Genomic DNA, 25,559 nt, shown 5'->3' on the forward strand with positions numbered 1-25,559 from the left:
GTGCAATAGGTCTTAGCTAACCAACCGCGACGGCTCCCAACTGCAGAGGGCAATTGGAAGCCTTGACCCCAGAAGGGACGAGTTATGAAGAGTTTGCTTGAACGCCCTGATGACCAAGCTGGGCATGAAGGTCATAGCCATGAGCATGGCGGCATTTTTGGCATGAACACGGAGCTGATTTTCGCGCTGATCTGTGGTGCCCTCCTGGGTGCCGGAGCTCTCGCAGGACAACTTGACCTGATTGATCGACTGCCCCTGATTCTGTACGTGTCGGCCTATGTGTTCGGTGGATGGTTCACCACCAAGGAAGCGATCAGCAACATCCGCCAGAAACGCTTCGAGATCGATTCGCTGATGCTTCTCGCCGCAGCCGGTGCCGCGAGCATTGGCGCCTGGGCGGAGGGGGCTCTGCTGCTGTTCCTGTTCAGTCTGGGGCATTCCCTTGAAAGCTACGCGATGGGGCGGGCCAAGAAAGCGATTGAGGCACTGTCCAAGCTCGCACCAGCCACCGCGATCGTACGCAGAGCAAATGGCACGTTGGAAATGCCTGTGGAGCTGCTGGTTCCCGGTGACGTTGTCATCGTGCGCCCCAATGACCGCCTACCGGCCGATGGTTTTGTTGTAGTGGGCTCCTCAAGTATCAACCAGACGCCAGTAACCGGTGAGAGCGTCCCCGTGGACAAGCAACCTGTCCCTGATGCCGAACTCGCACGCAGCAAGCCAGATGCAGTGGATGCAGCCTCGAAAGTCTTCGCCGGTACCATCAATGGCGAAACGCTCATCGAGGTTGAGGTAACACGGCGCTCTACGGAAAGTACCCTGGCGCGGGTCATCAAGATGGTCAGTGAAGCCGAAGTCAGGAAGTCACCGACCCAGCGATTCACGGACCGCTTCCAACGCATATTCGTCCCGTTGGTTTTGCTGCTGGTAGTCGGGCTGCTATTTGCCGGCATTTTCCTTGATGAGCCGTTCCGTGACTCGTTCTACCGGGCGATGGCCGTACTGGTTGCAGCCAGCCCCTGCGCGCTGGCGATCGCAACACCAAGCGCCATTCTATCTGGCATCGCCAGGGCAGCCCGAGGTGGCGTGCTGATCAAGGGCGGTGCACCGCTTGAAGAGCTCGGCTCCTTGAATGCCATGGCATTCGACAAGACCGGTACCCTGACCGAAGGGCGCCCACGCATCACCGATGTAATACCGGTAGGCGGCACGCAGATCGAGGATCTACTAAACGTCGCCATCGCTGTGGAGTCGATGAGCGACCATCCGCTGGCTGCGGCAATTGTGCGTGACGGTGAAGAGATGATTGGCACACGGCGCCGATTGCAAGCCAAGAACATGAGCAACATGATTGGCCGCGGCGTACGTGCCGAGCTTGATGGGCAGTTCGTCTGGATTGGCAAGGTCGAGATGTTCGGTACCAATGGTATTCCCGCACTGAGCAAGGCAGCCTTGGAGGCTGCGGAGCGTCTGCGTCAGTCGGGCCGCACAACCATGGTGGTACGTCGCGCTGACAAGGATCTGGGCGCTATCGGGCTATTGGACACACCCCGAGAGGGTGCCAAAGAGGCACTCCAGAAACTCAGAGAGATGGGCATCGACCGCATGGTCATGATTTCTGGGGACCACAACCGCGTTGCAGAGGCGGTAGCCAAACAAGTTGGCTTAGATGAGGCGTGGGGAGACCTAATGCCGGAAGACAAGGTCAAGGCCATCAAGAACCTGCGCCTCAGCGCCAGGGTGGCCATGGTGGGTGACGGCGTGAATGATGCCCCTGCCATGGCCAATTCGAGCGTTGGCATCGCAATGGGGGCTGCCGGATCTGATGTCGCCCTGGAAACGGCTGATATCGCGCTTATGGCTGACGACATCAGGCAACTCCCATTTGCGGTGGGGCTGAGCCGTCACACGCGATCGATCATCCGCCAGAACCTGTTCGTCAGCTTGGGGATTGTGGCCATCTTGGTTCCGTCTACCATCATGGGCTTGAGCATTGGTGCCGCCGTTGCGATCCATGAGGGCTCCACACTGCTGGTCGTCTTCAACGCCTTGCGGTTGTTGGCCTACCGCAGAAGCTCCTGATCCCTGAGCTTCAATCATGAAGCTAAGCAGGGAAATGACTTGAAGTAGAAGTACGGGTCGTGCGCGATCAGCGCACGACCCGTACTTTTCTCACTCGTCGATCCCGATGCGCTTGAGGCTTTCAAGGGCCTTCCCACACTCAGGTGAGCCGTGCCTTAAGCCGCAGGCCAACGCAGCTTTGAGACTCATGACACCGGCTACGAAACCGACTTGATTGCCGACCCCTTGTCCGTTCGCAAATCCCTGATCATACGCAATCTCCACAAGTGCATTGATCGCCGCCAGGGTGTCTTGTTTGTTGGTACTGTTCTGCATATCTACTCCGCGAGCATTCAGCTCATATCGCTCGGTTAGATGGCGGCGCCTTCAGGTTTGGGGTGAGCGAATCCCGCTCCCATAGCCAATCCCTAACGGGGGGCATAGCCCGCCACCGTAAGGAAAATCAGCTATTGAGAGCAGGTGACTCGTTTTGGTCACGCGTGCTGCTCGCCTCACCGCATTGGCACTGAGTGGGTACATCCGGATAGCCGCTGTGTTTCTCGACGAACAGCGTTTGGCAGGTGGTGCACCCATAAATCCGCGGCAGAGACTTCAGACCACCTGGCAGCACATCGCTCAAGGGCTCGTTATGCCAAGGAGCCCCGTCAAGGATCTTGGAGCGCAGGATGTTTCCCAGCCGCCAGGTGTTACTTTGTGCGCGCCAGAACCACATCGGCGCCGAAAGTGAATACTGGATGAAGGTCTCTTCCGGCTGTTTGGAGAGCATCGGAAATTTAGGGCGGGTCGATCCGGAATCGATGATAGTGAACCCCATGCCCATCTCAGCGCTCGGATGGGTCTGTTCACCGAAATAGCGGTCGTGACTCGCCGAAGCCGTAGCTTGATGATCAGTCGGCGGAAATACCCACAGATAGCACTCGCTTCGAGTCACCATTTCGACGAGCTGGCTCTGTCCCCGTATAGGGAAATCTGCAGCCAGTGCGAAGCGATCTTTCCACGTGATTTTCGGAGGCGGTGCCATACCCGCCGCAATGGCCAGCGTCGCCGTTTTCGGGACGAATCGATCGCCGAGCTCGTTCAGATCCAGATTCTTGCAAAGGGCTTTGAATGCCTTTTTACGAGTCTTCGAGGTGAAGGAGGGGTCGAGGAGCAGGCGAACCTGGTTCACGCCTATCCCTGCAGCTCGTAGTACTTCGATGACTTCTTCAGCCACGCCGACTGCTTGAAGATCGGTCAATCCCAAGCACTTTTTCGCCCGCTCAATCGTCTCGTAGAGGTTGTACTGCCTGTCGCTGTCACGGCATACCTGGATTGGCAGATTGTCTTGGGAGTCAACTTCTGGGGAGACGGAGCCAATGGCAGCGTGGAGCAACTGGTGAATGTGCTGGTGAGCGTACGGGCGACCGGAAGCCGAGAATGAGGCGTGCAGCTGAGCAGCGAGAGGTTGAAGCAGCTTTTTGGCAGACATGACTATCCCCTAATGAGCGACGTTGGGGTAGCTGCGCTTGTAGGGCCGTTAGACGCGAAGCTGGACGTCGAATCAGGTTCAATCATGAGTAGGAGTCAGGTTTGGTTTGCTTGCACGGCCACCATGCAAAACCCGACGCGGCAATCACACCAGATTCGCCGAGTTTTGGCAAGAGAGGTCATCAGGTGAGCGAGAGCAGGTAGGAGGAGGACGCTCCAAGCTCGATCACGTCAGAAACAGGGAAGCCGGAAGCACATTGAGCGCTTCCGGCTTTCTCACGTCAGACTGATGAGAGGGATCAGAAGACGTATTGCAGGCGGGTCACGATTGCATTGCCGCTGTCGTCGCCCACGGTGTTCTCGTTATTGTCAGTACGCACGTTGATGTAGTTGGCACTGAGTTTCACTGCCTCGTTGACATACCAGTTCACACCCACAGTGTGGCTCTTGGCCTTGCGCTCGTTCGATTGATCCGCTGCGGTGACCAGGTTGCCGTCTTCGACCTTGATATCGTCAAAGCGGTAGAAAACTTCCCAGGCCCCCAGTTCCTTGTTCTCTGGTTTGATAGTGTCGAACTTGGCACCGTCGAGCTTGTAGATACGCGGCTCGCCGGTCAGGGTGTAAGCCATCTGGGCGTAGTAACCAGAGGCCTTCATGTCGCTGTTGGCCTGGTCAGCTTTCAGCTTGCGGCGAAGGTATTCCGCTTGCACCGAGAACGGGCCGGTGGCCCAGGCACCTTCGAGACCCCAGACCGAATCGTCCTTCCACAGGCCATCTTGTGCGGCGGCACCGCCAAACAGCATGCGGTTGCCGTTGGTGCCGGCATCGCCGCCGCCATTGGTATCTACACCGCGAACGCCAAGACGCGAACGAATCCGGGTATCGACCGCACTGTTTTTGAGGTCGCGGTAAGCGTACTGAGCACCGACGTGCAGGACGTTGCCATCACTGTGCAGCGGTGCGAACACGGCACGTGCGTTGTAGCGCTTGGTGCTGTCGCCATCCGAGTTGTTGTTGGTTTCGCTGAAAACGCTACCGGAGACATAAGCCATGTCAGCGATGGTGCTGGTGGCTTGAACACCCATGCCGGCGTTGTCGTTGATCCAGTCCGCCAGGTCGTACGAGAGGTTCCGCTCCATGGCAGTGGTCCACTTCGAACTGGTGGCTTTCTCAAGACCGAAGTCGGTGTAGAAACGACCGAATCGCAGTTGGACGGGCTTGAAACCGGTGTAGGTCAGGCTGGCCTCGTCGAAGTAACCGTCGGAGTCGTTGCCCGTGTTGCGGGAAAGGTCGTAGTTGAGCTGATACTTCCAGTCGCGGTACAGAACGCCGCCGAACTCAAGGTAGGCGCGACGGAAGTAGCCGGCGTCAGCGGTATCGCCATTCTTGGTGAAGACACCATCGAAACGGCCGTAGTCGGCCTGAACGCGACCGCCCAGTTTGAAACTGAATTCCTTGTCAGAAGTCGATACTTCAAGACCGCCCTTGGTCTTCAGAACGATGTCAGCTCCGTCAGTGGTTACTGTTCCGGAGAATGCTTGCGAGGAAAATGTGCCTATTATTGCGGCAGCCAACAGCTTTTCCCGCATGTTCGAAGAACGGATCATTGCTTGCCTCTCGTATGTTAAGTGCTTAGCTACCGACGTTGTATTTCGCCCTTCGTCGGCCTAAATTTATCTTGCAGATGGGAGCAGGCCACGGTTGTCACCTGCTGTAACAAGATGCCTTTGTTCTAAGCACTCTGACTAGATTGCAAGCGAATATGACAGTTGTGTTTCTGTAGTGTTAACAGGAGAGTTTGAAACCTAACAAAACTGTTACCGAACAAGCCAGTCCTTCTTATCAAAGAAGCTCTTCTTGATCAATCTACGGATTTCCAGAACGTGCGGGTTGCGGGCAAGCTTGGTTTTGATAACAAGATAGACATCTTTCTCCTCCAGATCGTCCAAAAAACCCGGCACCGGCAGAATATTCCTCTCCATCTTTCGACTATAGTCGGGCAGCACACCGATACACGCGCCTCCTACGACAAGGCCACGGGATAAGTTATAGTTCTTTACCCGAGTGGTACCGCCCTGATGCTCAGCCATTATCGATGCCCACTTTCGTGAGCCCGCCAAAATCTCTTCATCCCAAGGGATAACGAGCATGAAGTTGTGCAAATCCAGGCTCTGCACTGGAAGGGTGACGCTTCTTGAGTAGCGGCTGGAAATGAACAGCGAGTGCCCAATCCGGCCAAGCCGTTCAAACCTATACGTAGGATGGCGATCAAACGCGCCCTCATCATCTGGGCTCACGAAAGCGATACCCACATCGACTTCACACTCAGAGAGCATCTGCGTTGTGCACTCTGAATGGATTTCAAGCTGCATTTCGGCATGATCGCGCACGTAGGCGACTAGATCGCGGTTTACGATGTCGCTCAACACTGGCTCCGTGATCGCGATGGTAAGCCTGGGGACTTCCTTTTCACCGGACTTGCCAAGGCCGTCTGGGCCGAAGAGCTGGCACAGGTAATGGCTGACCCTCTCGCCAGTGCGGGTCAGGGCAAGCTTGTTGTGTTTGTATACAAACACGGGAGCACCAATGTGCTCTTCCAGTTTCTCCAAGCGTTTCCGAAGGCCTACCACTGGCACATTGAGCCCCCGGGCAGCCTGTTTGAAACTGGCACAACGTGCTGTTGCGAAAAACTCTACGGCCAGCTGATCATCAATTGGCAGATCATCCAATATGTCAGGACTGTAAGGAACAACGCTGCTTGTAAATGTTTCATTTTGTGTAACCATTGGGTCCCCCTTAATTCGGGGAATCTATCTCAATGCCACCCAGCATTTCCTTATCTTGTCAGCATTGTAATCCGCAGGTCATGCATGCGTTATCGGAAGGTTTTATTTCGAAAGCGTAATTTTCGAGCAATCTTGCTGATATTGTAGCGTGCTAGCCTAGCGCGCCAATTTCATTACTTGGCAGATCTAAATTTAGCCAATTACGCATTTACATTTGGTTCACTTTTTTTTCACCTTTGCCTCCATAGGCTTTGGGCATGGAAAATCAAACCCTACCTCTTACTACCTTACTGATTCGTTATCTGGGGATCGGCTTCATAGCAACGGGAATCCATTATGCGGTGTTCCTAGTGCTGGTTACGACAGAATTATCTACTCCATTGCTAGCCAGTATCTGTGGAGGCATGGTTGGCGCTATCGCAAGCTTTATTGGAAATAGGGCGCTCTGCTTTGTGTCAGATGGCTCTCGTAAGTTTCAGCCTGTCAGGTTTGCACTGGTCGCGTTAGCCACAAACTTCGGCAATGGCGTGGGTATGTGGTTCCTCATCAAGTCGAATCTGTCACCGCTCATCTCCCAACTTGTAGTGACCTTAAGCCTCACTGCACTTGGATTCATTGCACATCGTTTTTGGACATTCAATCATGCAGACATTACATCGCTTTCCCGAGCGCCCTGATCCCTTGTTAACCATCGTCGTCCCTTGCTTCCAGGAAGAGGAAACCATCCCCGAGTTCCACCAGCGGATCACCCGCGTCGTGAAGCGCTTACCCGTCTCCTGCGAAATCCTCTATATCGACGATGGCAGTAACGACCGAACGGCCGACATTCTTCGCCACTATCAGGATGGGTCATCTGTACGTTGTCTGTCCCTGAGTCGCAACTTCGGCAAAGAGGCTGCACTCAGCGCCGGGATAGACCATGCCCGTGGCAGTGCGCTGATCTTCATCGATGTCGACCTGCAGGACCCACCAGAGCTCATCTCGGCCATGGTGGACCACTGGCAACGCGGTTACGACGTGGTGAACATGCAACGCAACCTGAGAGTCGGTGATTCGTGGTTTAAGCGCATGAGTGCCCGGGCTTACTACTGGGTCATGCAGCGCCTGGTGGAGAAGGTGGACATGCCGGCCGATGTCAGCGATTTCCGATTGATTGGGCCTGCGCCGCTGGCAGCACTGCGGGCGCTGGACGAACGCTCCAGGATTCTCAAAGGCATGATCGGCTGGGTAGGCTTCCGTACCATCGAGCTGCCCTACAATCGCACCGTTCGCCATGCCGGCAGCACCAAGTGGAATGCAGCTGGCCTGTTCAATCTGGCCATCGAAAGCATCGTCAGCTTCTCTCGCAAACCGCTGCGCATTTTCAGCCTCATCAGTTTCGGTCTTTTCGTCTCCAGCATCTGCTACATGCTTGCGTCGCTTGTGGCAGGAAGTTTCGACATCCATCACCTGATCGTCGGAATGGCTTCATTCATGTGCGTCGGTGTCGCCATGGTGGGGGAGTACCTGGGCGTGACACTCGCGGAAGTGAAGCGCCGGCCTCTCTATTTCCTGAAGCACAGCAGCAAGGCGGATCCCGTGTCACTCCACCCTTCGATGGCCTCGATCGAGGGTAAGAAATGCTGAGCCTGAAAAACGAGCGGACGCTGTGGTGGATCCTGGGTTCGATTTTGCTCTTGCGTTTGGTGGGGCTGGGCATCTATCCACTGATGGACACATCGGAGGCTCGCTACGCTGAAATGGCTCGCAAGATGGTCGAGTTGAATGACTGGATCACGCCCATGTTCGACTACGGGGTACCGTTCTGGGGCAAGCCACCGTTGTCCTTCTGGACCCAGGCCGCAAGCATGACGGTCTTCGGCGTTAACGAGTTCGCTGCGCGTTTCCCGGCGTGGCTGCTGCACCTGGCAAGCTGTTTCATCATCATCAAACTCGGCACGCAGCAGATTTCCCGTAACGCCGGCATCTGGGCCGCCATTATCTTTTCCAGCACCACCCTTGGCCTAGTCTCCAGCGGTGTCGTGCTGACCGACCCTGTTTTGTCGTTCTCGATTCTGCTGGCCAGCTACGGTTTCTGGCGTTGGATGAAGTGCGCCAGCAAGGCGGATGCCTACCTGATGTTCGCAGGTCTCGGGCTGGGCTTGCTTGCCAAAGGCCCTCTGACCCTAGTGCTTATGGGGGCGCCGGCATTCGCCTGGTTCGTTATCTACAAGGAATGGGGACGGGTACTGAGGCTTCCCTGGATCAGCGGCCTTGTACTCATGTTCGGTATATCCGTGCCTTGGTATGTCGCGGCCGAGATGAAAACGCCCGGCTTCATGGAGTACTTCTTCGTTGGTGAGCACTGGAGCCGCTACGTCGTCAGTAACTGGGCGGGCGACCTATACGGCAGTGCTCATGCCAAGCCATATGGCACCATCTGGATCCAGCTCGGACTGTCGCTACTGCCGTGGGCCTTTTTCTTACCATTACTGATCCGCAAGCGTGAATCAATGCAGCGCTTCGAGGCTTACCTCTGGCTGTGGGCCTTGGCGACACCGGTCTTCTTCACATTTGCAGGCAACATTCTGTGGACCTACCTGCTACCTGCGCTGCCAGCCTGGGCATTGCTGCTATCCGGACGGATCAGCGATGTTGGCCCGAAGACTACATGGGCTGCCGCGGCGAGTGCATTGGTGTTACCAATCATCGGTGCGGGCATCATCTACGCCGGGGTACTTGAGGAGCGACCTCAGAATCAGCGAGATGTGGTTCAAGCCTGGCTCAATGTGCAGTCTGCTCATTCCGCTCCCCTGATCTATCCTGGCCGCCGCTCATACTCGTCGGAGTTTTACAGCAGCGGAAAGTCCGAGAACATCAAGGATCCTGCCAAGTGGCCGCAGGATGGCTCGTTCTATCTGTCCAGGCGCTTGCGAGACAGCAAGGATGGTCTGCCCGCTGATCTAGCATGTACAGCGATCACCGAAGCGAACGCCAGCCAGCTCATGCTGTGCCATTGGAAACGTACCGTACAAGGTGCCGAGGGTCTGGCTGGAGAAAGCAATGCGGAAACGCCTCGCAAGAACGAAGGCTAAATTCCAAGCACAAAAAAGCCAGGTTTTATCCTGGCTTTTTTGTCGATTTCTTTCGTCATTTGAAGTCCTATTTAACCGCCGATTAATTGTCGGCTTGTTCCTTACCATCCTTGCTTTCTTTCTTTTGCTCTTGAGCGACTTGTTGTTTGTTCTGGTCCGAAGAGTCATCGCTCCATAGGCGAGCCTGTTCGGTTCGGAAGTTTTCATTGAACTGTTTCGCTCGCTCGAAGCCACCTTCAGCGTAAGCGGTACCCATGAGACCCAGCAGCAGGCTGCCAATAGCGATAGATTTGACAAATTTCATTGTGAACCTCGGTTCATACTAGGCCTGCCTGATTAGCGGCCTTTGTTGGTTTGTAGTTTAGGAACGCGAAGCTAACGACAAGGTGAGTCAATAATTACAATTCCGTAATTTTGGCGGCAGGCAGGATGCGTTAAATCCTCAAATCTGGAAGGATCATGTCTATCTCGGCACTGTCGAGGGCGACTAAGAATTTTCTCTTAAATTACAATTTTGATATCTAGCGCGTTAATTCAGCGCGGCGTTGTTGGCCGCCCTAGGAGATAGCCATGAATGACATAGAGCCCTGGGCAGTTGCTATCGGTGACTTTCGCCGCTGCACTGAAAAACTCACTGTCCAGCTCGATGAGCTGACCTCGCAGACGCGGACCTCCAGCGCTGTTCTGGAGAGGTCGAACGAACTGGTGGAGCAGGTGGACGCTGTCGGCCGGCAGATTCAGGAGGAGGTGCGAAAGGCGGAGAAGGCTTGGTCGAACGCGGAGGAGGTTGCCTTGCGCGCCGCTGCATCAGCGTATTCAGCTGCATGCCGCGGAGTCGACACCGCCATCCAGCCACTGATCTCGGAGCTTACAGCAGCGACAAAGGCGGCGGACGCCTCTATCCAGGAGCTCAAGCGGGCACCGGTGCTGGCCAAGCGTTATGTGATGGTGGTCGCCACGTCGTTCTTCATTCTGGCGCTGATCTGTGTCTACTCGACCATGCGCCTGATCGATGCCGCCGGCAGCGTAAGTGCTCAAGAGAAAGTGAATGCTCAGTACTTCTCACACCTGTGGAAGAACGCCAATCCTGACGAGCAGAAGATCATCAAGTCGGTGATTCTGCGGTCGCCTATGGACCCTGTGGTCCTCCGGCACTGATGCATTGAGCAAACAAAAAGGCCCGTCGATGGACGGGCCTAATCATGTCTGCGCGGTTTAAGCGGCGGTCATTGCTGGCTGCAGTTGCTGGGCTGCGGGAAAGTGAAGGTGGAACCAGGTGAAGTTTTCTTCGGTCACCTCCACGCTCGCCGACCCTTGGTGCAGGCTCATGATCGACTGCACAATGGCCAAGCCAAGACCGGTACCGCCTTCGCTCCGTGCTCGGCTCTTGTCCACACGGTAGAACCGCTCAAATAAGTGCGCATGGTGTTCCTTGGCAATACCGCGGCCGGGGTTGCCGACACTCAAGGTCGTACCGCTCGCACTATGCTGCACCTTCACGTAGACCGTGCGGCCGCGAGGGCAGTAGCGGATCGCGTTCGACACGAGGTTTGAGACGGCCCGTTGAACCATCAGGCGGTTCCCGCGTACCACATCATCACTCCCAGAAATCTGCAGCTGGATCTCGCCTTCCTCTGCCGAAATGCTGAAGAGGTCGCATACGCGCTGAACCTCGTCGACCAGGGACACCGGTTCGAACTCCACCATGGACGCAGGGTGACTGACCTGGGCCAAGAACAGCATGTCGGAAACCATGCGGCTCATGCGGTCCAACTCTTCTGTGCACGACTCTAGAACCTCCCGGTACTCGGAAAGCGATCTTTCTCTGGTCAAGGCAACCTGGGCCTTGCCCATCAGGTTGGAAAGCGGTGCTCGAAGTTCGTGGGCAAGGTCGTCAGAGAACTGCGAGAGCTGCTGAACGCCATCATCCAGGCGAGCCAGCATGATGTTGATGCCGTCGGCGAGCTTCTTGAGTTCTGCCGGCATCCCATCAGTCGGAAGACGATGGTCGAGGCTCTCCGTTGAGATCTTTGACGCCACCTTGAGGAATTTGGTCAGCGGCAGCAGGCCTCTGCGCACGGTCCACCAGCCAATGGCCAAGATCAGTGCGAGGATGACGGGGGACATCATCAAGGCCCAAGTCAGCAACGCATCAAGCAGTGCCTCACTGGATGACTGGTCCATGGTCATATAGACGCTGACCTCTGTTCCATCGCCCAAGCGCATGATCCGAGAAGCACTCAGCAGAGGACGGTCCTGCGTATCACGCCATTCATGCTCTTTAGGCTGGGCCGCCGGCTGAAACTTGTGCACCTCCAGATTGACCTGTTTCGAGCCAATCGAGAGCAGAGGAGTCTGATTCTGTGAGGTATCGAATATGCTCACATACAGGTTGTTGTGGCCCATGACCAAATCGACAAGCTGATGTGCATCTGCGTTGACGCCGGAGATATCCGGGATGGTGGACAGGTTGTGAGCCATCCCCGCCATCTTTACTTCCAGGTCCGCTCGGGCATTTCTTTCCAGAGCCTTACCTACCATCAGATAGCCAAAGGTGGCGAACAGAAGCAGCAACGCTGCGCTCATCAACCCAACTTTTAACCCCAGCTTTGCAGCCAGGCTGAATGGCCTCATGCGCGTTCCTCAAAAACGTACCCAACGCCACGAAGCGTGTGAATGAGCTTGGTTTCAAACGGGTCATCGATCTTCGAGCGCAAGCGCCGGATGGCTACATCGATGACATTGGTGTCGCAATCGAAATTCATATCCCAGACCAACGAGATGATCTGGGAACGAGTCAGCGCTTCGCCCGTTCGGCTCATGAGCAGGTGCAGAAGCGCAAATTCCTTGGTGGTGAGATCGATGCGTGTGCCACCGCGGAAGACGCGATGGCGGACGGAGTCGAGTTCCAGATCCGCAATTTTCAGCGAGCTCTTCTCGACCAACTCATCACCACGGCGTTGCAGCGAACGGATGCGAGCAAGCAGTTCAGGGAATTCGAATGGCTTCACAAGGTAGTCATCCGCGCCGCCGTCCAAGCCCTTGAGCTTGTCATTGATGCGTCCGCGGGCGGTCAGCATGATGATGCGGACCCGGCTGGTCTTACGGATGGTTTCCAGCAGGTCCCAGCCGTCGATACCGGGGAGGTTCACGTCCAGAAGGACCAACGAATAGACATTAGTGTTGAACAAGTGCAGGGCATCTACACCGTTGTGCACGATATCTACGACATACCCGCTTTCGGATAGGCCCTGCTGAAGATATTCGGCAGTTTTAATTTCGTCTTCCACAACTAGAACGCGCATAACTTATCTCAAGGTGTGAGGAAGGAGTTGGCCTAATCCGCCAAGATTATGGTTGCAGGCTGTTCGAAAGATAGGCTGAGGGTATGGCATGTGGTAGTCGCTACCTCTGTCCATACGCCGGGTCACCTGAGGACGCTTGAATCTTAACGCGAAGAAGCTGGCCGCGGCGAAATCCTACAAATTTGTAATGTAGCCGCAAGATTTCTGACAGTCATGCAGGCTCCAGCTCTGAGCTTAGCGGATTCTGGGGTCTGCGACGGTGTATGACAGCTTCGCCTGACAGGCGGAATCGGCCATGACAGGCAGTATTTCGGTCGCCAGCTTGCAGAGACTGGCGCTGGCCTTGCATCGAGTGCGCCACGCAGGCAGTCCCCATGCACGGCCGCGAACTGCTACGCCTTTCTGCGAATTAGTTCACTTGGTGGCTCAGTAGTCTCCCGAATAATTACCTTACAATCTATTACATGTCCAAATTGTAATTGCGCGATCATCTTGGTGTTAGCCTCCTTTGCTAGTTTAAGGGCAGCGGAAGAGGCATCGCTGCTTTGGAAATTGTCTCATTTCAAAGCAGCTTGGCAAGAGCAGCGGGCAGTTGTTCTCGTCAATGCATTCACCTGTAAACCATACGCTCCTTTGGTAGGTGAATTTTAGCGCCCCCCTACGGGCGCTTTTTTATTAAGGGACTTCTTATGAACACTACTGTATCAGCGATCGCCGTGTTTATGCTCTTCACATCACTAACAGCCAATGCACAAAGCGGTATGGAAATAAACCAACGCATTGAGCGTTCTGCTAGAGAGGCTACTGCGGATTATGCTCAGCGCGTAAAAAAGCCCATGCCTCAACTTGAAGACTATGCCTACGGTATGGACCTTGACGTTGGTAAGTTGGTGTATGTATCACCCAGCGTGCGGTACTGCGGTAATGTAAGAAGTATGATGACCTACGAAGACTCGAAAGGCGAGCTGCACATGGTTCGCTACCTGGTGAAGGGCGAGTGTATTAACAGCCGTTAAGGCTCATCAAGATGATGTCTGCGGTCGCCGGATCATAGAAGCTCAATGCCGAACCGGCGCAGCAGTACGGCGAAACATCCGAAACTGGCCATTGTGATGAGGATGCTGCTGATAAGGGTCGGCCAGAAGCCGAGCTTAGGTAGCAGCAACGGGAACGCGATAAACATCGGCAGTGTAGGAAGCACGTACCAGAACGTGTACCAAGCATGATTGGAGATCTTCTCCATGCTCTGGTTCTCCAAATAGAGCCAGACCAGCGTCAAGACAGTGACCAGGGGTAGGGCGGCGACCAGGCCGCCCAGCTTGTCACTGCGTTTCGCCAGCTCTGATACGAGAATCACTATTCCGGCAGTGAGTAGGTACTTCGTGATGATCCAAGCCATCGCTGAACCTTCTGGGGATTGTGGACGGGGGAGGTGAAGCCATTCTCCAACCCCTCTCGAAGTGCTCCTGCCGTTTACGCCATCCCTCATCGCATTTCTTCTACAACATCCCCCTCAGCCAGGAAGGGGATGTGTCTGCATGGTGTTTACCGATCGATCAGTGCGAGGGCGAGGGAACGCTCTCGTGGAAAGCTGCCCGCTCGATCTGGATGGTGCAGTGATGGATTTCAAATCCATCGCTGACAGCATCCACGACGGCCGCCAACACAGCATCCCCATCTGCAGAATCCCGTACCACTACGTGCGACGTCATCACGTTGCTGCCACTGCTGACGGCCCAGACGTGCAAGTCATGAACGTCCGTGACCCCATCTACGCCGCGGATGGTGGCCTCGATTGCCGTAACGTCGAGCCCCCTCGGCACACCCTCCATGAGAATCCCCAGGCTTTCGCGAAGCAACTGCCACGTCCGCGGCAGTACCCAAAGTCCGATTGCCACAGCGACAATCGTGTCGACCCAGGTCCAGCCCGTGAAGCGGATGATGAGTGCTGCAATGATTACGCCTAGCGAGCCGAGCATGTCGCTCCAAACTTCGAGGTAGGCGCCTTTGACGTTAAGGCTCTCGTTGCTCGCAGATGCCAGAAGGCGCATCGAGATTAGGTTGATGATCAGGCCGGCGATTGCGATCCACATCATCGCCCCGGTAGCGATCTCCGCCGGCATGAAAAAGCGCTGGTAGGCCTCGTACAAGATGTACATCGCCACCAGGAAGAGCAGCACGGCGTTGAACGTCGAAGCCAGAATCTCCAGGCGCGCATAGCCGAAGGTTCTTTTCTGATCCGCCGGGCGCTTGGCTATCTGAAGTGCAATCAGTGAGATCGCCAAGGCGGCAGTATCTGTGAACATGTGGGATGCGTCAGACAGCAGCGCCAGGCTGCCGGTAATCCACGCACCGATCACTTCTGCAATCATGAAGCTGCCAGTCAAGGCGAGCGCCATGATTAGCTTCTTCTGATGCCCCTCGCGTACTGCAGCGCTGCCATGGTCATGATTTGAACCCACGTATTTCTCCTTGCGCAGGGTTGTGGTCTCGTTGGCCTTCCTGTCTGCCTATCGTTAGAGCGTCGCTTGGCCACACTGACTGCAGAATTTTGCTCCTGCGCTCAGCAACGAGCCACAGGCGGTGCAACCACTCGATAGTGGTGTTCCGCAGTTTAGACAAAAGCGTGCTGACGGATCGTTGGCCGTCCGGCACTGCCTGCAGCCCTGCAGATCTTTAATGGGGGCTGGAGTGGCATGGCGCCCGCCGTCATACACCTGGTTGCCGCCGTCGCAGCCCTGCTGCCGGCCATGGCGATCGTATTGCTCGGCCCCATGTCCCCCGCTGTGGTGCTTGCCTCCACCGTGGTTTCCACGGCCATGGTGCCCGCCCAGGATATTTTTGAAAAAGCTCATGGTATTCGCCCCTCATTGATGGGTGACATATTAACGAGCAAAAGTTGAAAAGAATGTTCTGCTCGCGAGAAAGACTTGTAAGTTAAAGTGAAAGTTCAAAATTAGCCTACGTCAAAACGAAGCCGTTTTGTTTGTGAAATTAAATTTATCTAGCTGAGCGGTGCTCTGCGTTTAATAGATGGTGTCGCCCTAATTTTTATCATAGCCTGGTCGATGGCAATTAAAACAGCAGTTATTGCATTTCTGTCAGCATTGTAATCACGAGGTCATCGTGTCGTTATCAGGCGCCGGAAATAATGCGCTCAGCGAGATTTATTTCTCTTTTGTCCCTATGCCTCACACATTCTAAGCGTCTCCAACGCCTAGGCCCTAAGGCCTCTGGCGCTCCGCACATTGCGCAATCGCTCAGCATCTGTCGATGGTTTGCCAAGCAGCTCCCGCTAACTCCACAGCTAACGCATGGATAAGCAGCCTCTCAGAGTTTGATAATGACACCTTCAAAATCCATTGTTCACACCCTGTTAAGTAAATGGATCTTTGCTATTCGCACTGCCCGACAGGAAGGCATCAGCACTAATCTGCTCATTGGGCTGGTAACTCTTTGGTTGCTGCTATTCGCGAATGCTGAGCTCTGGAGCGTGCTCTGGAAGCTGGTATTCAAAACCGATGAAGTGAACTGGCTGCTAGCAGCTAGCCTCCCAGTCATAGTATTCGCATGGGTGTTTACGGTTCTGAGCTTGCTGTCATGGGCGCGGCTGACCAAACCTTTTCTATGTCTCGTACTGATCAGCGCGGCTTTTGCGAGTTACTTCATGAATGCCTATGGCATCGTGATCGATTACACAATGTTCACCAACGTTGTGGAGACAGACGTCGCTGAGGCAACCGAGCTGCTGAATTGGAAGCTCGGTCTGTGGGTCGCAATGGTTGGGGTGTTGCCCGTCTACCTGATCTCCCGGGTTCCCCTCCGGCGCAAGCCTTGGGCCAGAGCTTTGGTCAGCAGGGTCATTGCTCTGTCGCTCGCTCTGTTGACCTTGTCTGGCATCGTGCTGAGTCAATACCAGTCATATGCCTCCTTGCTGCGCAACAATCGGGAGATCCGACTGATCCTGGTACCCACCAACTTGTTTGCGGCTGGCCATGGTTACCTGAAGCGCCAGCTGGCCACACCTAAAACGCTGACGGCCATTGGAACTGATGCGGTAGTTAATCGACAGGGGGCGGCCCGTAAACCTAGGCTGCTGGTACTGGCTGTAGGAGAGACCGCCCGCTCCGCCAACTTCTCCCTCAATGGCTACACCCGTGAAACGAACCCGGAGCTGGAAAAACGCAACGTCATCAGCTTCTCCAACGTCAGCTCCTGCGGCACCGCCACCGCAGTTTCGTTGCCATGCATGTTCCTGGATGTGGGTAAGGCCGAGTACAAAGATGGCTTGGCCAAGAGCCGAGAAGGGCTGCTCGACGTGCTTCAACGCGCAGGCATTAGTGTCATGTGGACTGACAACAACTCGGGGTGCAAAGGGGCCTGCGACAGGGTTCCCAACCACAAGGCTGCCTCTCACGCGGATCCCCAACTTTGCACCAGCGAGGAGTGTAAGGACGGGGTGCTGCTCTCGGAGATGCAAGACTTCATCAAGCGTCAAGAAGGCGATGCTGTCCTGGTGCTCCACTACAAAGGTAGCCATGGCCCGGCCTACTACAAGCGCTACCCCGCGCAATTCAAGAAATTCGCGCCGGTGTGCGAGACCAACGAGCTCGACAAATGTAAGCAGCAGGAAGTGCTCAATGCCTACGATAACTCGATCCTTTACACCGACTACGTTACAGCCGGGCTGATCGACATCCTGGCAGCGAACACCAAATTCGACACTGGGCTCCTGTACGTTTCTGACCACGGAGAATCACTGGGTGAGGGTGGGCTCTACCTGCATGGGCTGCCTTATGCGATGGCTCCTGAAGAGCAAACCAAGGTGCCATTGGTGCTTTGGATGTCCGATTCTCTTGCGAAGAGTGAAAGGCTCAACGTCGGCTGTTTGAAAGCTCAAGCAAGCTCACCTCTTAGCCACGACAACCTGTTTCACACAGTGCTCGGGATGATGAATGTCCAGACGTCCTCGTACCGCTCAGCCTTGGATTTCACTGCCCCGTGCAAGCCCTTGCCAGGAGGCTCTTACTCAGGCCTCTAAGACACGAAGTAGGATGGCCCCTCTGGGATGCCAAGTGCTTCTGCTCCCGTCCGCTTTGACAGCTATAAGAAGCTGGACTAACTACATAGCAGCACCCACCAACCCAAGCGATAAAGGAAATCTCGCATGAGCATCAAGCCAGGCCCTAAACGAACTAACGAAGATGGCACTCCGGATAAAAGGCAGCGAGTCACGCCTGAGAAGCAGAAGGACCATCCGGACCTGAAACCCCACAAGCACAAAAAGGGGGAGTAGGTTAACAAGGCAGCTCCCGACTGCGGGAGCTGCCTTTAGATGACGGCTTCAAGGGGAACTTGAAGCTATCACCACAATGCAATGTCGTACGTCAGATACAAGCGGTAGTTATCCCGGTCGCTGCTGTACGTGCTCCTGGCCACTGCATATCGAAACTCAGCCCCCACACCTTTGAAGAGCCCGTCCTGGATCACATATTTCAGGTTCGTATTGGACTCGTGCTCCCGGGCTTCCTGACCACGATAGACCCCATCCTCGCCCTTGTAGTAGCGGGTCATGAAGCTCAGTCCAGGAATTCCCATGCTAGTAAAATCGTAGTCGTACCTCGCCATCCAGGTCCGCTCTCCGGGCTGAATGAATTTGCCAACGCTAGCATTGCTGAACGAGTAGACCGTGCTTACGCTCACGTACGGAAGTGCGGTGCTGCCATCAACCTTTTGATATCCAGCACTGAACGTGTGGCCACCCAGACGATAACTGAGTAAACCGCTAAACATATCGCTATCAACTACACCATTACGGGCTGCGCCAGCATCATCACTGATAAAGTAACGTAGATCGCTAGTTAGCTTGCCTGGGCCAAGCGGCAGTGTGTAAACCAACCCGAAAAATTGTTGGCGGTAGAAATCCCGAAGTTCCCCGTAGTAGCTGCTAAAACTGAGCTGTTTGGTGAGGTCGTAGCGCATCCCCGCAAAATCAAAGTCCGTACCGCCACCTCCGGAATATCCCTGAGGAAATATATCGACGCTATCGGTAGAGTTTCGGGCTTTGAATTTGTCTAGATGCCCAGCTTGAAGGTACAACCGATCAACACCGGTGTACTCCGCTTGGGTACCTCGGAACGTTTGAGGTAGTAGTCGACCATCGTTGTAAACCAGGACGGGGATTTTGGGGAGGAGAGTGCCACCACTGACCAAAAGGTCATTCCATTTGGCCTTAGCGGTAATGCCAAGACTCGAATATTCGCTAGCTGCCCGACCATCGTCGTGGACCGGCAGAAGGCCTGTCCCCGCATGCTTAGCGCTTGAGTCGAGCCGGATTCCTGAAAGTCCCAGTGCCTCCAAACCAAAGCCTACAGGTCCTTCGGTGTAACCTGACTGTAGCTTGAGCAGAAAACCCTGCGCCCACTCTTTGCGATCTTCGCCCCCATCACGAAATCCATCATTGAAATAGTAATTTCGCAGAGCCAGCCGGCCCTCGGAGTCTTTGAAGAAGTCTGCTTCAGCAAAATTGGGGAACAAGCTAGCAATGACGCTTGCACACGCGAGTGTGCGCGATGTTGTGAGGGTGTTCATCGGAAATCTCTGCTGTGTATTGTGATTTTTGGCAGCATCAAAATGGAGCGACCCAGTACTATCCATCGCAGATTACGCAGCGTCATGCTGGACGGGATTCACTCATGCGGCGGACACTAACCCGTCGTGGAATCGGCAACAACGTTATGAGTAATACGCATGAGGCTATGCGTTTAGTTGGTAAGAAACCTCGGAGTATCTTGTGAACCTCAAACAACTCGAAGCTTTTCAAGCCATCATGACAACGGGCTCTACCATCGGAGCTGCTACCCGTATGGGCTTGTCCCAATCGGCCGTCAGCCGCTTGTTAACTCAGCTCGAAGATCACTTAGGCCTCGCGCTCTTCCTTCGACGTAAGGGCAGATTGATGGCGACTCCTGAGGCGGAAGAACTCCTTGGACAGGTGGCGGAGCTCGTAGACAACCTCCAGCGCGTACAACGCATGGCAGATGAGCTGAGACTGGGTCATTCGCGCCGGAGTCTGCTCAAGGTTGCAGTACCGACCAGCATGTCTCAACACTTGCTACCGAGGATCGTTGCCGAATTCATGCAGGGCCGTGAGGACGTCGTCGTAGAGGTCATCACCGGCGGATACGATGCGCTGGAAAGGGCCGTACTCGACAAAAGCGCTGACTTCGCTTTCGTGCGTTTGCCTACGGAACTTCAGCATTTTGAAGTGCTACCGGTACTGGAGACCGAAGGGATGTGCGTCATGCACCAAAGCCATCCACTGGCGGAGCTATCGGAGGTCAGTCTCGAAGCATTGCGGTATGAACCCCTCGTGCTTCTGGGGCGGCAAAGGAGCCTTCGATCTGAACTCGACCTGCGTTTCCGAGAGGCTGAAATTACCCCTCAAGTTCGCGTAGAGGTCCACTCGGTCAGTGCTGCTTGCGCATTCGTTGCAGAGGGTATGGGGGTCTCAATTATCAATGGTCTTTTGGCCAAAGAGTTTGGTGGCCTTCCTTTGATCGCCAAGCCGCTGAGACCTGCGCTTTGCTATCGTTTTGGCCTGATTTTCCGCAAAGACCAGCCACGCTCTTTGCTGGTTGAGAGTTTCGCGGAGCACATGCGTAACAGGCTCACAGAGGTGAATGGTTCTACGCCAACGCAATAAATTGCATAGCCCAACCCGATTTACTCATAACGTTGAGTGACTGCATCCGATTGAACTAGTGTGCGCCCTGTAGCCCTGGGCCCCTACAAAACAATAATCGAGATCGCGCACCATGAACCTACCTCATGCACCGGCGGCGCAAGCCGCGCCTGCTGGAAAAGCAGACATCCCTCGCCCGGCCAAGCAGCTCAATCCTGCGTTGATCCTGTTGAGCATTGTTTTCATGGCTCTGGCCTTCACCTACTTCGTCGATTCAGGCCAGTTCCAGCGCAAAGACATCGCTGTTGTCCCCGGTTCGTACCAGACCTTGGAAAAGGACGCCTCTCTAAGCCAGCTATTTTCCACAGAGCCGCGTGCCACAACCGATTCTGCTGCACGTCCGGTCTCCTTGGTTGAGGCTTTCATGGCCATTCCACAAGGCATCGAGAAGCGAGCCGGCCTGATCTTCATGGTTTTGTTCATCGGCGGAATGTTTGGCGTGCTGAACAAGGCCGGGGCAATCGATGCTGGTCTTGAGCGGATACTTGGCCTTACCCGGGGCAACATCTACGTGCTGGTACCCTGCTTGATGCTGGTGTTCTCGGCCGGTAGCACGTTCATGGGACTGGCCAAAGAGTTCATCCTGATCGTCCCGCTAATGGTAGCGATGGCCAATCGCCTGGGGCTGCCCAACATTGTTGGTCTGGCGATCGTGGTGATCTCGGTGAAAATCGGCTATCTGGGTTCGATTACCAACCCCGTGGCATTGGCGGTTGCCCAGCCGCTAGTGGGCGTTCCAATGTTCAGCGGGCTGAATATGCGTGTGGCAGCCTACTTGGTGTTTCTGCTGGTCGGCATTGGCTTCGTGTTAATGACTGTACGCCGACTGGGTTACGACGCCAGTGCTGAGTTTACTTTTAAGCGCACACCGCTAGCGCCACGCCACAGTCTCAACCTTCTACTGCTGGGAGCGGGCGTCGCCTTCCTGGTTTATGCCTCCAATCGCTGGCACTGGAAGTACCCAGAGTTGTCTGCGTACTACTTGGCGATGAGCATGGTGTTCAGTGTGGTGGCTGGCATCGGTGCCAGCGAGGCTGCCGGCGCATTCGTCGACGGAATGAAGAAGGTGCTAATGGCCGGCGTGCTGATCGGTCTCGCCACTGCGGTGGAGATCATCCTCAGCACTGGCCAGGTGCTCGACACTATCGTCAACAACCTTTCCAACCTGGTCAGCGATCACGGCCCTCTAGTTTCGGCGTACGGCATGTTCTTCGCACAACTCGGGCTGGATGTCCTGATCCCGTCCACGTCGGGGCAAGCAGCAGTGACCATGCCAATCTTCGGACCGTTGGGGCAATTGTCAGGTGTGAGCGCTCAGACCACTGTGTATGCCTTTTTGCTGGGCAATGGTCTAACAAACCTGATCACTCCTACCTCAAGTGGCCTACTAGTGCTGCTTGCGACCGCTCAAGTCGGATGGGGTCAATGGGCGCGATTCATCTGGCCGTTGTGCCTGGTATTCGCGGCCATCGCCATGTGCCTCCTCTCCATTGCCGTTCTGACCGGCTACTGAAATCTCGGGCCGCGTATGCGGCCCTACTGCTTTGAGTGTCAAACATGCAAATCCTCAGAAACCTGATGGTCCCGATGCGCGATGGCGTTCGGTTGGCCACCGATGTCTACCTGCCTGATGAAAGTACCGGCGTGTGGCCAGTGGTGATCGAACGCACTCCATACGACAAGAGCAAGCCCTCACGCTCGGAGAAATGCCTGAATGGTCATCACTTAGGGCGTGAAGAGATGGCCCAAGCCTTTGCCGAACATGGCTTCGTCACTGTGTTTCAGGACTGCCGCGGTCGCTACGCCTCCGAAGGCGAATTCATCAAGTACGTCAACGAAGCAGAAGACGGCTACGACACTTTGGCCTGGTTGGTCGAGCAGCCTTGGTGCAATGGGAAGGTCGGAAGCATGGGTCTTTCTTATGCAGCCCATACTCAGCTCGCTATGGCCTGCTTAAATCCTCCAGGGCTGAAGACGATGGTGCTGGACTCTGGAGGCTTCGCCAACGCTTATCAATGTGGCATCCGCCAAGGAGGCGCATTCGAGCTCAAACAGGCCACATGGGCATACAAGCAGGCCAAGGAAAGTCCGGCAGCCAAAGCCGATCCACTATTGCGCGAAGCATTGGAGCAGGAAGACATCCGGCATTGGTTCGCCCATATGCCGTGGCGTCCAGGATTTTCACCGCTGCGTCATGCGCCAGCGTATGAGGACTACCTGTTCGACCAATGGGGCCGCGGCTGTTTCGATGCCTATTGGCAACAGTTGGGCATTTGCGCCGATCACTATCGCAGCAACATTCCCGATATTCCGGTGCTGCACATGTCGAGCTGGTATGACGCCTATGTCAGCTCAACCCTGGATAACTTTGCTGCCTTCGTCGCGAACGGTAAGGCACCACAACGACTCGTGATGGGCCCTTGGCTGCATGGCGACCGCAACATTAGCCACAGCGGCGATGCCGAGTTTGGCCCAGCCGCCGCTTTCGATGGGCAAGTGGCGCAGGATTGGCTGTCCTGTCGTATTGAGTGGTTTGTAAACCATCTGCAGCTACAGATCACTGCACCAGCCCAACAGGTGCAGGTATTCATGATGGGCGGTGGTAGTGGTCGCAAGCTTCAGGACACGCGAATAGATCATGGTGGTCAGTGGCTTGATGCACAGCAGTGGCCATTACCTGGCAGCCAGCGGTTGGATCTTTATCTTCATCCTGACGGTCAGTTGAGCAAAGGGGGGCCAGCGGCAACCGATGCTGCTTGCCACTTCCTCGCCGATCCATCTAATCCAGTACCGACCATCGGCGGCGCGCTGACTTCCGGCGCTCCTGTCTTCGAAGGCGGAGCGTTTGATCAGCGAGAAACACCACGCTTCTTCGGCGCGCGCGGAGATGGCAGTGCCATCTGCCAGCGCAGCGATGTGCTGTGTTTCGAAACTGAGCCGCTTGAAGCTGACCTTGCTGTCGCCGGTCCGGTAACGATCCAGCTGTGGGTCGAGACCGACGGCTTAGACACTGACTTTACCGCTAAGGTGGTCGACGTCTATCCGCCAAGCGATGACTTCCCAGAGGGGTATGCCATGAACATTACAGACGGCATCATTCGTTGCCGATACCGGGACAGCTGGAACGATCCGAAGCCGACGGTACCTGGGGAATGTTTCAAGGTGCAGATCGAACCGTTTGCAACCTGCAACCTGTTCAAGCGCGGTCACAGCTTGCGCCTTGAGATTGCCGGCAGCAATTTCCCACGGTTCGACGTAAACCCCAACAGCGGTGAGCCGGAAGGCTGCGCGAACAAAAAAAGGACTGCTCGAAATACCGTACATATGGGGGCTAAGCGGCCCTCCAGGATTCAGCTAACGGTCGTCCAAGCACCAGCTGGTAGCTGATAGCGGTATAGAGCTATCGCTTGGCAGCAGTTCTGGACAGCTGCCGAGCGCTGTCCCTGTAAACCAGTTTTTTTACCTGTTAACCACTGTAGTTAACAGGTAAAAAAATAGGTTTACACGATGCTCACCTCTACCCGTTCGACACCAGCAAATCGCCTAGCTCTTCACGGGCCATATCCACTCGGTCCATCCTGCGATAGGGATGATCAACAGGCATTCGGATGAGGCTCTCGAACCAAGCCGGATCGAATTTGAGCACCTGCTTGTGAATGTGCTCAAGCTCACCTTTGCGAAGCTGGGACACTACAAACTCCATGCTCTCAACCAGGCCGGATTCCTCGTTATCCTTAGAGATCCGGTGGCGGATGAAACTCATCTTGAGATCGAAGTAGGGGCCTTTCATCCCAGGAAGGCTCTTCGCCTCCAGCCGGCCTTTGGTGCTGATTTCCGCCCCTGGCACTTGAGACTCTATCGCTTTCACAAGCTCAGCATTCCCACCTATCTTCTGGCCAAAGAGCCGAGTGGCGTCCGACATATAGGCGAAGATCCATGGCACGTTGCGTAGCGTCGCACCGGTATAGAGGTAGCCGCGCTCCCCTTTGTAACGCTGCAGCATGCCTCGCAAGGCTTTCTCCGAGAGCACCACCTGGGTTTCCTTCTCCAGGATGTAAACCACGCGGTCAAACTGTTCTATCAAAAGCCTGAGAATCTTCCGCGGTACGCCGTCAAAACCGGTTTTTCGGTCGGTCTTCTTGTGCTGACGGGGCTGGAAGTATGGGCAATCGTTACGGGCCTCTCCATCAAATGGAGCGATACCGCGAATGCTCTTCGTCGCGTGCTTTCCGAAGGGATTTTTTACGTTTGGGGGTAACTCATACAGCCCTACCAGCTGGACAGGGTTGTCGCATGCCGGGCACACCGTATGCGTACGGCCAAGTCATCTACCCAGCCCTGCAAAGCCAAGACATGGTGTGCACTTACATTTAAGTGGGCACCAGTTCTAGCCTTTTAAGCGGGTATTTCATGCAGCCAACACGCCGTTCCTATTCCAAATCCTTCAAAGCTCAGGTCATTCAAGAGTGTGCCCAGCCCGGTGCTTCGATTGCCAGCATCGCACTCAGCCATAACCTCAACGCAAACCTCGTCCACAAATGGATTCGCCTGCAAGCGCAGAAAAGCACGGCGCTGCAACCTGCATTTATTCCGTTACCCGTGCCGCTGGCAGGGGCGAAATCCCACACATCATCATCGAATATTTGCGTTGAAATACAGCACCCGCGTGGCACCGTCACAGTGAACTGGCCCACTGAAAATGCTGCTGCCTGCGCGACCTTTCTTCGAGACCTTCTGCGATGATTCGCATCGACTCCATCTGGCTCGCCACCGAGCCGATGGACATGCGCGCTGGTACCGAAACGGCATTAGCCAAGGTGATTGCGGTGTTCGGTGCGGCGCAGCCGCACTGTGCTTATCTTTTCGCCAACCGCCGCGCCAATCGCATGAAAGTGCTGGTGCATGACGGCTTCGGCATATGGCTGGCGGCGCGCCGGTTGAGCCAGGGCAAGTTCCACTGGCCAAGCATTCGTCATGGCTCTGAAATGCAGTTGGACACCGAGCAACTCCAAGCCTTGGTATTGGGCCTGCCATGGCAACGAGCAGGTTCCGGCGGCTCGATCACACTGCTTTAACGGCTGCCATTAGCCTATCGGTCTAT

Annotated in this window: 24 protein-coding genes and 1 pseudogene; 13 read left to right on the top strand and 12 right to left on the bottom strand. The window is 55.2% G+C overall.

Annotated elements, in window-relative coordinates; all coding sequences use genetic code 11:
• Window positions 1-84 precede the first annotated feature (84 nt).
• The gene (locus GYA95_RS23925; protein WP_161551509.1) at window positions 85-2,082 is read left to right on the top strand and encodes a heavy metal translocating P-type ATPase; all 1,998 of its coding nucleotides are present in this window, start codon (window positions 85-87) and stop codon (window positions 2,080-2,082) included.
• 90 nt (window positions 2,083-2,172) lie between these two features.
• On the opposite strand, the gene GYA95_RS23930 is transcribed toward GYA95_RS23925, so the two are convergent.
• The 4 genes from GYA95_RS23930 to GYA95_RS23945 all read right to left on the bottom strand — a co-directional run bounded on the left by GYA95_RS23930 (window position 2,173) and on the right by GYA95_RS23945 (window position 6,335).
• Window positions 2,173-2,397, bottom strand: a complete 225-nt coding sequence (locus GYA95_RS23930; protein ID WP_003253436.1) for a hypothetical protein — start codon at window positions 2,395-2,397, stop codon at window positions 2,173-2,175.
• A gap of 127 nt (window positions 2,398-2,524) precedes the next feature.
• Entirely contained in the window at window positions 2,525-3,550 is a 1,026-nt protein-coding gene (locus GYA95_RS23935; RefSeq protein WP_003253439.1) for a hypothetical protein, read from the bottom strand.
• Window positions 3,551-3,848: 298 nt separating this feature from the next.
• On the bottom strand, window positions 3,849-5,156 hold the full coding sequence (locus GYA95_RS23940; RefSeq protein WP_161551510.1) for an OprO/OprP family phosphate-selective porin: 1,308 nt from the start codon (window positions 5,154-5,156) through the stop codon (window positions 3,849-3,851).
• A gap of 210 nt (window positions 5,157-5,366) precedes the next feature.
• Window positions 5,367-6,335: a LysR family transcriptional regulator gene (locus GYA95_RS23945; RefSeq protein ID WP_009682003.1), complete on the bottom strand. Its 969-nt coding sequence runs from the start codon at window positions 6,333-6,335 to the stop codon at window positions 5,367-5,369.
• Window positions 6,336-6,592: 257 nt separating this feature from the next.
• Between GYA95_RS23945 and GYA95_RS23950 the strand changes: the two genes are divergently transcribed.
• Genes GYA95_RS23950 through GYA95_RS23960 form a run of 3 tightly spaced genes read left to right on the top strand, consistent with a single transcriptional unit; the run spans window position 6,593 to window position 9,409 of the window.
• Entirely contained in the window at window positions 6,593-7,012 is a 420-nt protein-coding gene (locus GYA95_RS23950) for a GtrA family protein (RefSeq protein ID WP_003253444.1), read from the top strand.
• Complete coding sequence (locus GYA95_RS23955; protein ID WP_003253446.1) at window positions 6,978-7,961, top strand: glycosyltransferase family 2 protein; 984 nt, start codon at window positions 6,978-6,980, stop codon at window positions 7,959-7,961. Before GYA95_RS23950 ends, GYA95_RS23955 begins: the two co-directional genes overlap by 35 nt.
• Window positions 7,955-9,409 (top strand): ArnT family glycosyltransferase, encoded by a 1,455-nt coding sequence (locus tag GYA95_RS23960; RefSeq protein ID WP_003253448.1) that lies wholly within the window; start codon window positions 7,955-7,957, stop codon window positions 9,407-9,409. Before GYA95_RS23955 ends, GYA95_RS23960 begins: the two co-directional genes overlap by 7 nt.
• Before the next feature lie 82 nt (window positions 9,410-9,491).
• On the opposite strand, the gene GYA95_RS23965 is transcribed toward GYA95_RS23960, so the two are convergent.
• Window positions 9,492-9,713: a hypothetical protein gene (locus GYA95_RS23965; RefSeq protein ID WP_003253450.1), complete on the bottom strand. Its 222-nt coding sequence runs from the start codon at window positions 9,711-9,713 to the stop codon at window positions 9,492-9,494.
• A 266-nt stretch (window positions 9,714-9,979) separates the two neighbouring features.
• On the opposite strand from GYA95_RS23965, the gene GYA95_RS23970 reads away from it, so the two are divergent.
• Entirely contained in the window at window positions 9,980-10,567 is a 588-nt protein-coding gene (locus GYA95_RS23970) for a hypothetical protein (RefSeq protein ID WP_003253452.1), read from the top strand.
• 57 nt (window positions 10,568-10,624) lie between these two features.
• On the opposite strand, the gene GYA95_RS23975 is transcribed toward GYA95_RS23970, so the two are convergent.
• Together GYA95_RS23975 and GYA95_RS23980 are read right to left on the bottom strand one after the other, a co-directional pair.
• The gene (locus GYA95_RS23975) at window positions 10,625-12,043 is read right to left on the bottom strand and encodes a heavy metal sensor histidine kinase (protein WP_009682005.1); all 1,419 of its coding nucleotides are present in this window, start codon (window positions 12,041-12,043) and stop codon (window positions 10,625-10,627) included.
• A complete protein-coding gene (locus GYA95_RS23980) occupies window positions 12,040-12,714 on the bottom strand; it encodes a heavy metal response regulator transcription factor (protein WP_003253457.1) in 675 nt (224 codons plus the stop codon). Before GYA95_RS23980 ends, GYA95_RS23975 begins: the two co-directional genes overlap by 4 nt.
• 689 nt (window positions 12,715-13,403) lie before the next feature.
• Here GYA95_RS23980 and GYA95_RS23985 point away from each other — a divergent pair.
• On the top strand, window positions 13,404-13,730 hold the full coding sequence (locus GYA95_RS23985) for a DUF2790 domain-containing protein (protein WP_003253458.1): 327 nt from the start codon (window positions 13,404-13,406) through the stop codon (window positions 13,728-13,730).
• Window positions 13,731-13,762: 32 nt separating this feature from the next.
• Here GYA95_RS23985 and GYA95_RS23990 read toward each other — a convergent pair whose 3' ends face one another.
• From GYA95_RS23990 to GYA95_RS28045, 3 genes are all read right to left on the bottom strand, one after another.
• Window positions 13,763-14,113, bottom strand: coding sequence for a DUF3147 family protein (locus tag GYA95_RS23990; RefSeq protein ID WP_003253461.1), 351 nt, complete (start codon window positions 14,111-14,113; stop codon window positions 13,763-13,765).
• A 157-nt stretch (window positions 14,114-14,270) separates the two neighbouring features.
• Window positions 14,271-15,176: a cation diffusion facilitator family transporter gene (locus tag GYA95_RS23995; protein WP_003253462.1), complete on the bottom strand. Its 906-nt coding sequence runs from the start codon at window positions 15,174-15,176 to the stop codon at window positions 14,271-14,273.
• A gap of 54 nt (window positions 15,177-15,230) precedes the next feature.
• Window positions 15,231-15,431, bottom strand: coding sequence for a zinc ribbon domain-containing protein (locus tag GYA95_RS28045; RefSeq protein WP_223255137.1), 201 nt, complete (start codon window positions 15,429-15,431; stop codon window positions 15,231-15,233).
• Here GYA95_RS28045 and GYA95_RS28050 point away from each other — a divergent pair.
• Both GYA95_RS28050 and GYA95_RS24005 read left to right on the top strand, forming a co-directional pair.
• Entirely contained in the window at window positions 15,411-15,617 is a 207-nt protein-coding gene (locus GYA95_RS28050; protein WP_003253464.1) for a hypothetical protein, read from the top strand. The genes GYA95_RS28045 and GYA95_RS28050 overlap by 21 nt on opposite strands.
• Window positions 15,618-16,057: 440 nt before the next feature.
• Window positions 16,058-17,755, top strand: a complete 1,698-nt coding sequence (locus GYA95_RS24005) for a phosphoethanolamine transferase (protein ID WP_003253466.1) — start codon at window positions 16,058-16,060, stop codon at window positions 17,753-17,755.
• Window positions 17,756-18,078: 323 nt separating this feature from the next.
• Here GYA95_RS24005 and GYA95_RS24010 read toward each other — a convergent pair whose 3' ends face one another.
• Window positions 18,079-19,305 carry an OprD family porin gene (locus tag GYA95_RS24010; protein ID WP_009682006.1) on the bottom strand — a complete coding sequence of 409 codons (1,227 nt, stop codon included), beginning with the start codon at window positions 19,303-19,305 and terminating at the stop codon, window positions 18,079-18,081.
• Between the two features lie 202 nt (window positions 19,306-19,507).
• Here GYA95_RS24010 and GYA95_RS24015 point away from each other — a divergent pair, with 202 nt between their 5' ends.
• The 3 genes from GYA95_RS24015 (at window position 19,508) to GYA95_RS24025 (ending at window position 23,845) form a co-directional block, all read left to right on the top strand.
• Window positions 19,508-20,419, top strand: coding sequence for a LysR family transcriptional regulator (locus GYA95_RS24015; protein ID WP_003253472.1), 912 nt, complete (start codon window positions 19,508-19,510; stop codon window positions 20,417-20,419).
• A gap of 112 nt (window positions 20,420-20,531) precedes the next feature.
• Complete coding sequence (locus tag GYA95_RS24020; RefSeq protein WP_003253475.1) at window positions 20,532-21,971, top strand: YfcC family protein; 1,440 nt, start codon at window positions 20,532-20,534, stop codon at window positions 21,969-21,971.
• Window positions 21,972-22,015: 44 nt separating this feature from the next.
• Complete coding sequence (locus tag GYA95_RS24025) at window positions 22,016-23,845, top strand: CocE/NonD family hydrolase (protein ID WP_003253477.1); 1,830 nt, start codon at window positions 22,016-22,018, stop codon at window positions 23,843-23,845.
• A 130-nt stretch (window positions 23,846-23,975) separates the two neighbouring features.
• Here GYA95_RS24025 and GYA95_RS24030 read toward each other — a convergent pair.
• Window positions 23,976-24,764: pseudogene (locus GYA95_RS24030) on the bottom strand (hypothetical protein); the annotation flags it as partial.
• 104 nt (window positions 24,765-24,868) lie between these two features.
• Here GYA95_RS24030 and tnpA point away from each other — a divergent pair.
• The gene (tnpA, locus tag GYA95_RS24035; RefSeq protein ID WP_009682494.1) at window positions 24,869-25,201 is read left to right on the top strand and encodes an IS66-like element accessory protein TnpA; all 333 of its coding nucleotides are present in this window, start codon (window positions 24,869-24,871) and stop codon (window positions 25,199-25,201) included.
• A complete protein-coding gene (tnpB, locus tag GYA95_RS28055; RefSeq protein WP_009682493.1) occupies window positions 25,198-25,533 on the top strand; it encodes an IS66 family insertion sequence element accessory protein TnpB in 336 nt (111 codons plus the stop codon). The genes tnpA and tnpB overlap by 4 nt, the downstream gene beginning before the upstream one ends.
• Window positions 25,534-25,559 lie beyond the last annotated feature (26 nt).

This window comes from Pseudomonas asiatica (genome assembly GCF_009932335.1).
Classification (GTDB): Bacteria; Pseudomonadota; Gammaproteobacteria; order Pseudomonadales; family Pseudomonadaceae; genus Aquipseudomonas; species Aquipseudomonas asiatica.

Coding starts and splice junctions, on each gene's coding strand:
- GYA95_RS23925 (WP_161551509.1), top strand. CDS start 85: ATGAAGAGTTTGCTTGAACGCCCTGATGACCAAGCTGGGCATGAAGGT.
- GYA95_RS23930 (WP_003253436.1), bottom strand. CDS start 2,397: ATGCAGAACAGTACCAACAAACAAGACACCCTGGCGGCGATCAATGCA.
- GYA95_RS23935 (WP_003253439.1), bottom strand. CDS start 3,550: ATGTCTGCCAAAAAGCTGCTTCAACCTCTCGCTGCTCAGCTGCACGCC.
- GYA95_RS23940 (WP_161551510.1), bottom strand. CDS start 5,156: ATGATCCGTTCTTCGAACATGCGGGAAAAGCTGTTGGCTGCCGCAATA.
- GYA95_RS23945 (WP_009682003.1), bottom strand. CDS start 6,335: ATGGTTACACAAAATGAAACATTTACAAGCAGCGTTGTTCCTTACAGT.
- GYA95_RS23950 (WP_003253444.1), top strand. CDS start 6,593: ATGGAAAATCAAACCCTACCTCTTACTACCTTACTGATTCGTTATCTG.
- GYA95_RS23955 (WP_003253446.1), top strand. CDS start 6,978: ATGCAGACATTACATCGCTTTCCCGAGCGCCCTGATCCCTTGTTAACC.
- GYA95_RS23960 (WP_003253448.1), top strand. CDS start 7,955: ATGCTGAGCCTGAAAAACGAGCGGACGCTGTGGTGGATCCTGGGTTCG.
- GYA95_RS23965 (WP_003253450.1), bottom strand. CDS start 9,713: ATGAAATTTGTCAAATCTATCGCTATTGGCAGCCTGCTGCTGGGTCTC.
- GYA95_RS23970 (WP_003253452.1), top strand. CDS start 9,980: ATGAATGACATAGAGCCCTGGGCAGTTGCTATCGGTGACTTTCGCCGC.
- GYA95_RS23975 (WP_009682005.1), bottom strand. CDS start 12,043: ATGAGGCCATTCAGCCTGGCTGCAAAGCTGGGGTTAAAAGTTGGGTTG.
- GYA95_RS23980 (WP_003253457.1), bottom strand. CDS start 12,714: ATGCGCGTTCTAGTTGTGGAAGACGAAATTAAAACTGCCGAATATCTT.
- GYA95_RS23985 (WP_003253458.1), top strand. CDS start 13,404: ATGAACACTACTGTATCAGCGATCGCCGTGTTTATGCTCTTCACATCA.
- GYA95_RS23990 (WP_003253461.1), bottom strand. CDS start 14,113: ATGGCTTGGATCATCACGAAGTACCTACTCACTGCCGGAATAGTGATT.
- GYA95_RS28050 (WP_003253464.1), top strand. CDS start 15,411: ATGGCGCCCGCCGTCATACACCTGGTTGCCGCCGTCGCAGCCCTGCTG.
- GYA95_RS24005 (WP_003253466.1), top strand. CDS start 16,058: ATGACACCTTCAAAATCCATTGTTCACACCCTGTTAAGTAAATGGATC.
- GYA95_RS24010 (WP_009682006.1), bottom strand. CDS start 19,305: ATGAACACCCTCACAACATCGCGCACACTCGCGTGTGCAAGCGTCATT.
- GYA95_RS24020 (WP_003253475.1), top strand. CDS start 20,532: ATGAACCTACCTCATGCACCGGCGGCGCAAGCCGCGCCTGCTGGAAAA.
- GYA95_RS24025 (WP_003253477.1), top strand. CDS start 22,016: ATGCAAATCCTCAGAAACCTGATGGTCCCGATGCGCGATGGCGTTCGG.
- tnpA (WP_009682494.1), top strand. CDS start 24,869: ATGCAGCCAACACGCCGTTCCTATTCCAAATCCTTCAAAGCTCAGGTC.
- tnpB (WP_009682493.1), top strand. CDS start 25,198: ATGATTCGCATCGACTCCATCTGGCTCGCCACCGAGCCGATGGACATG.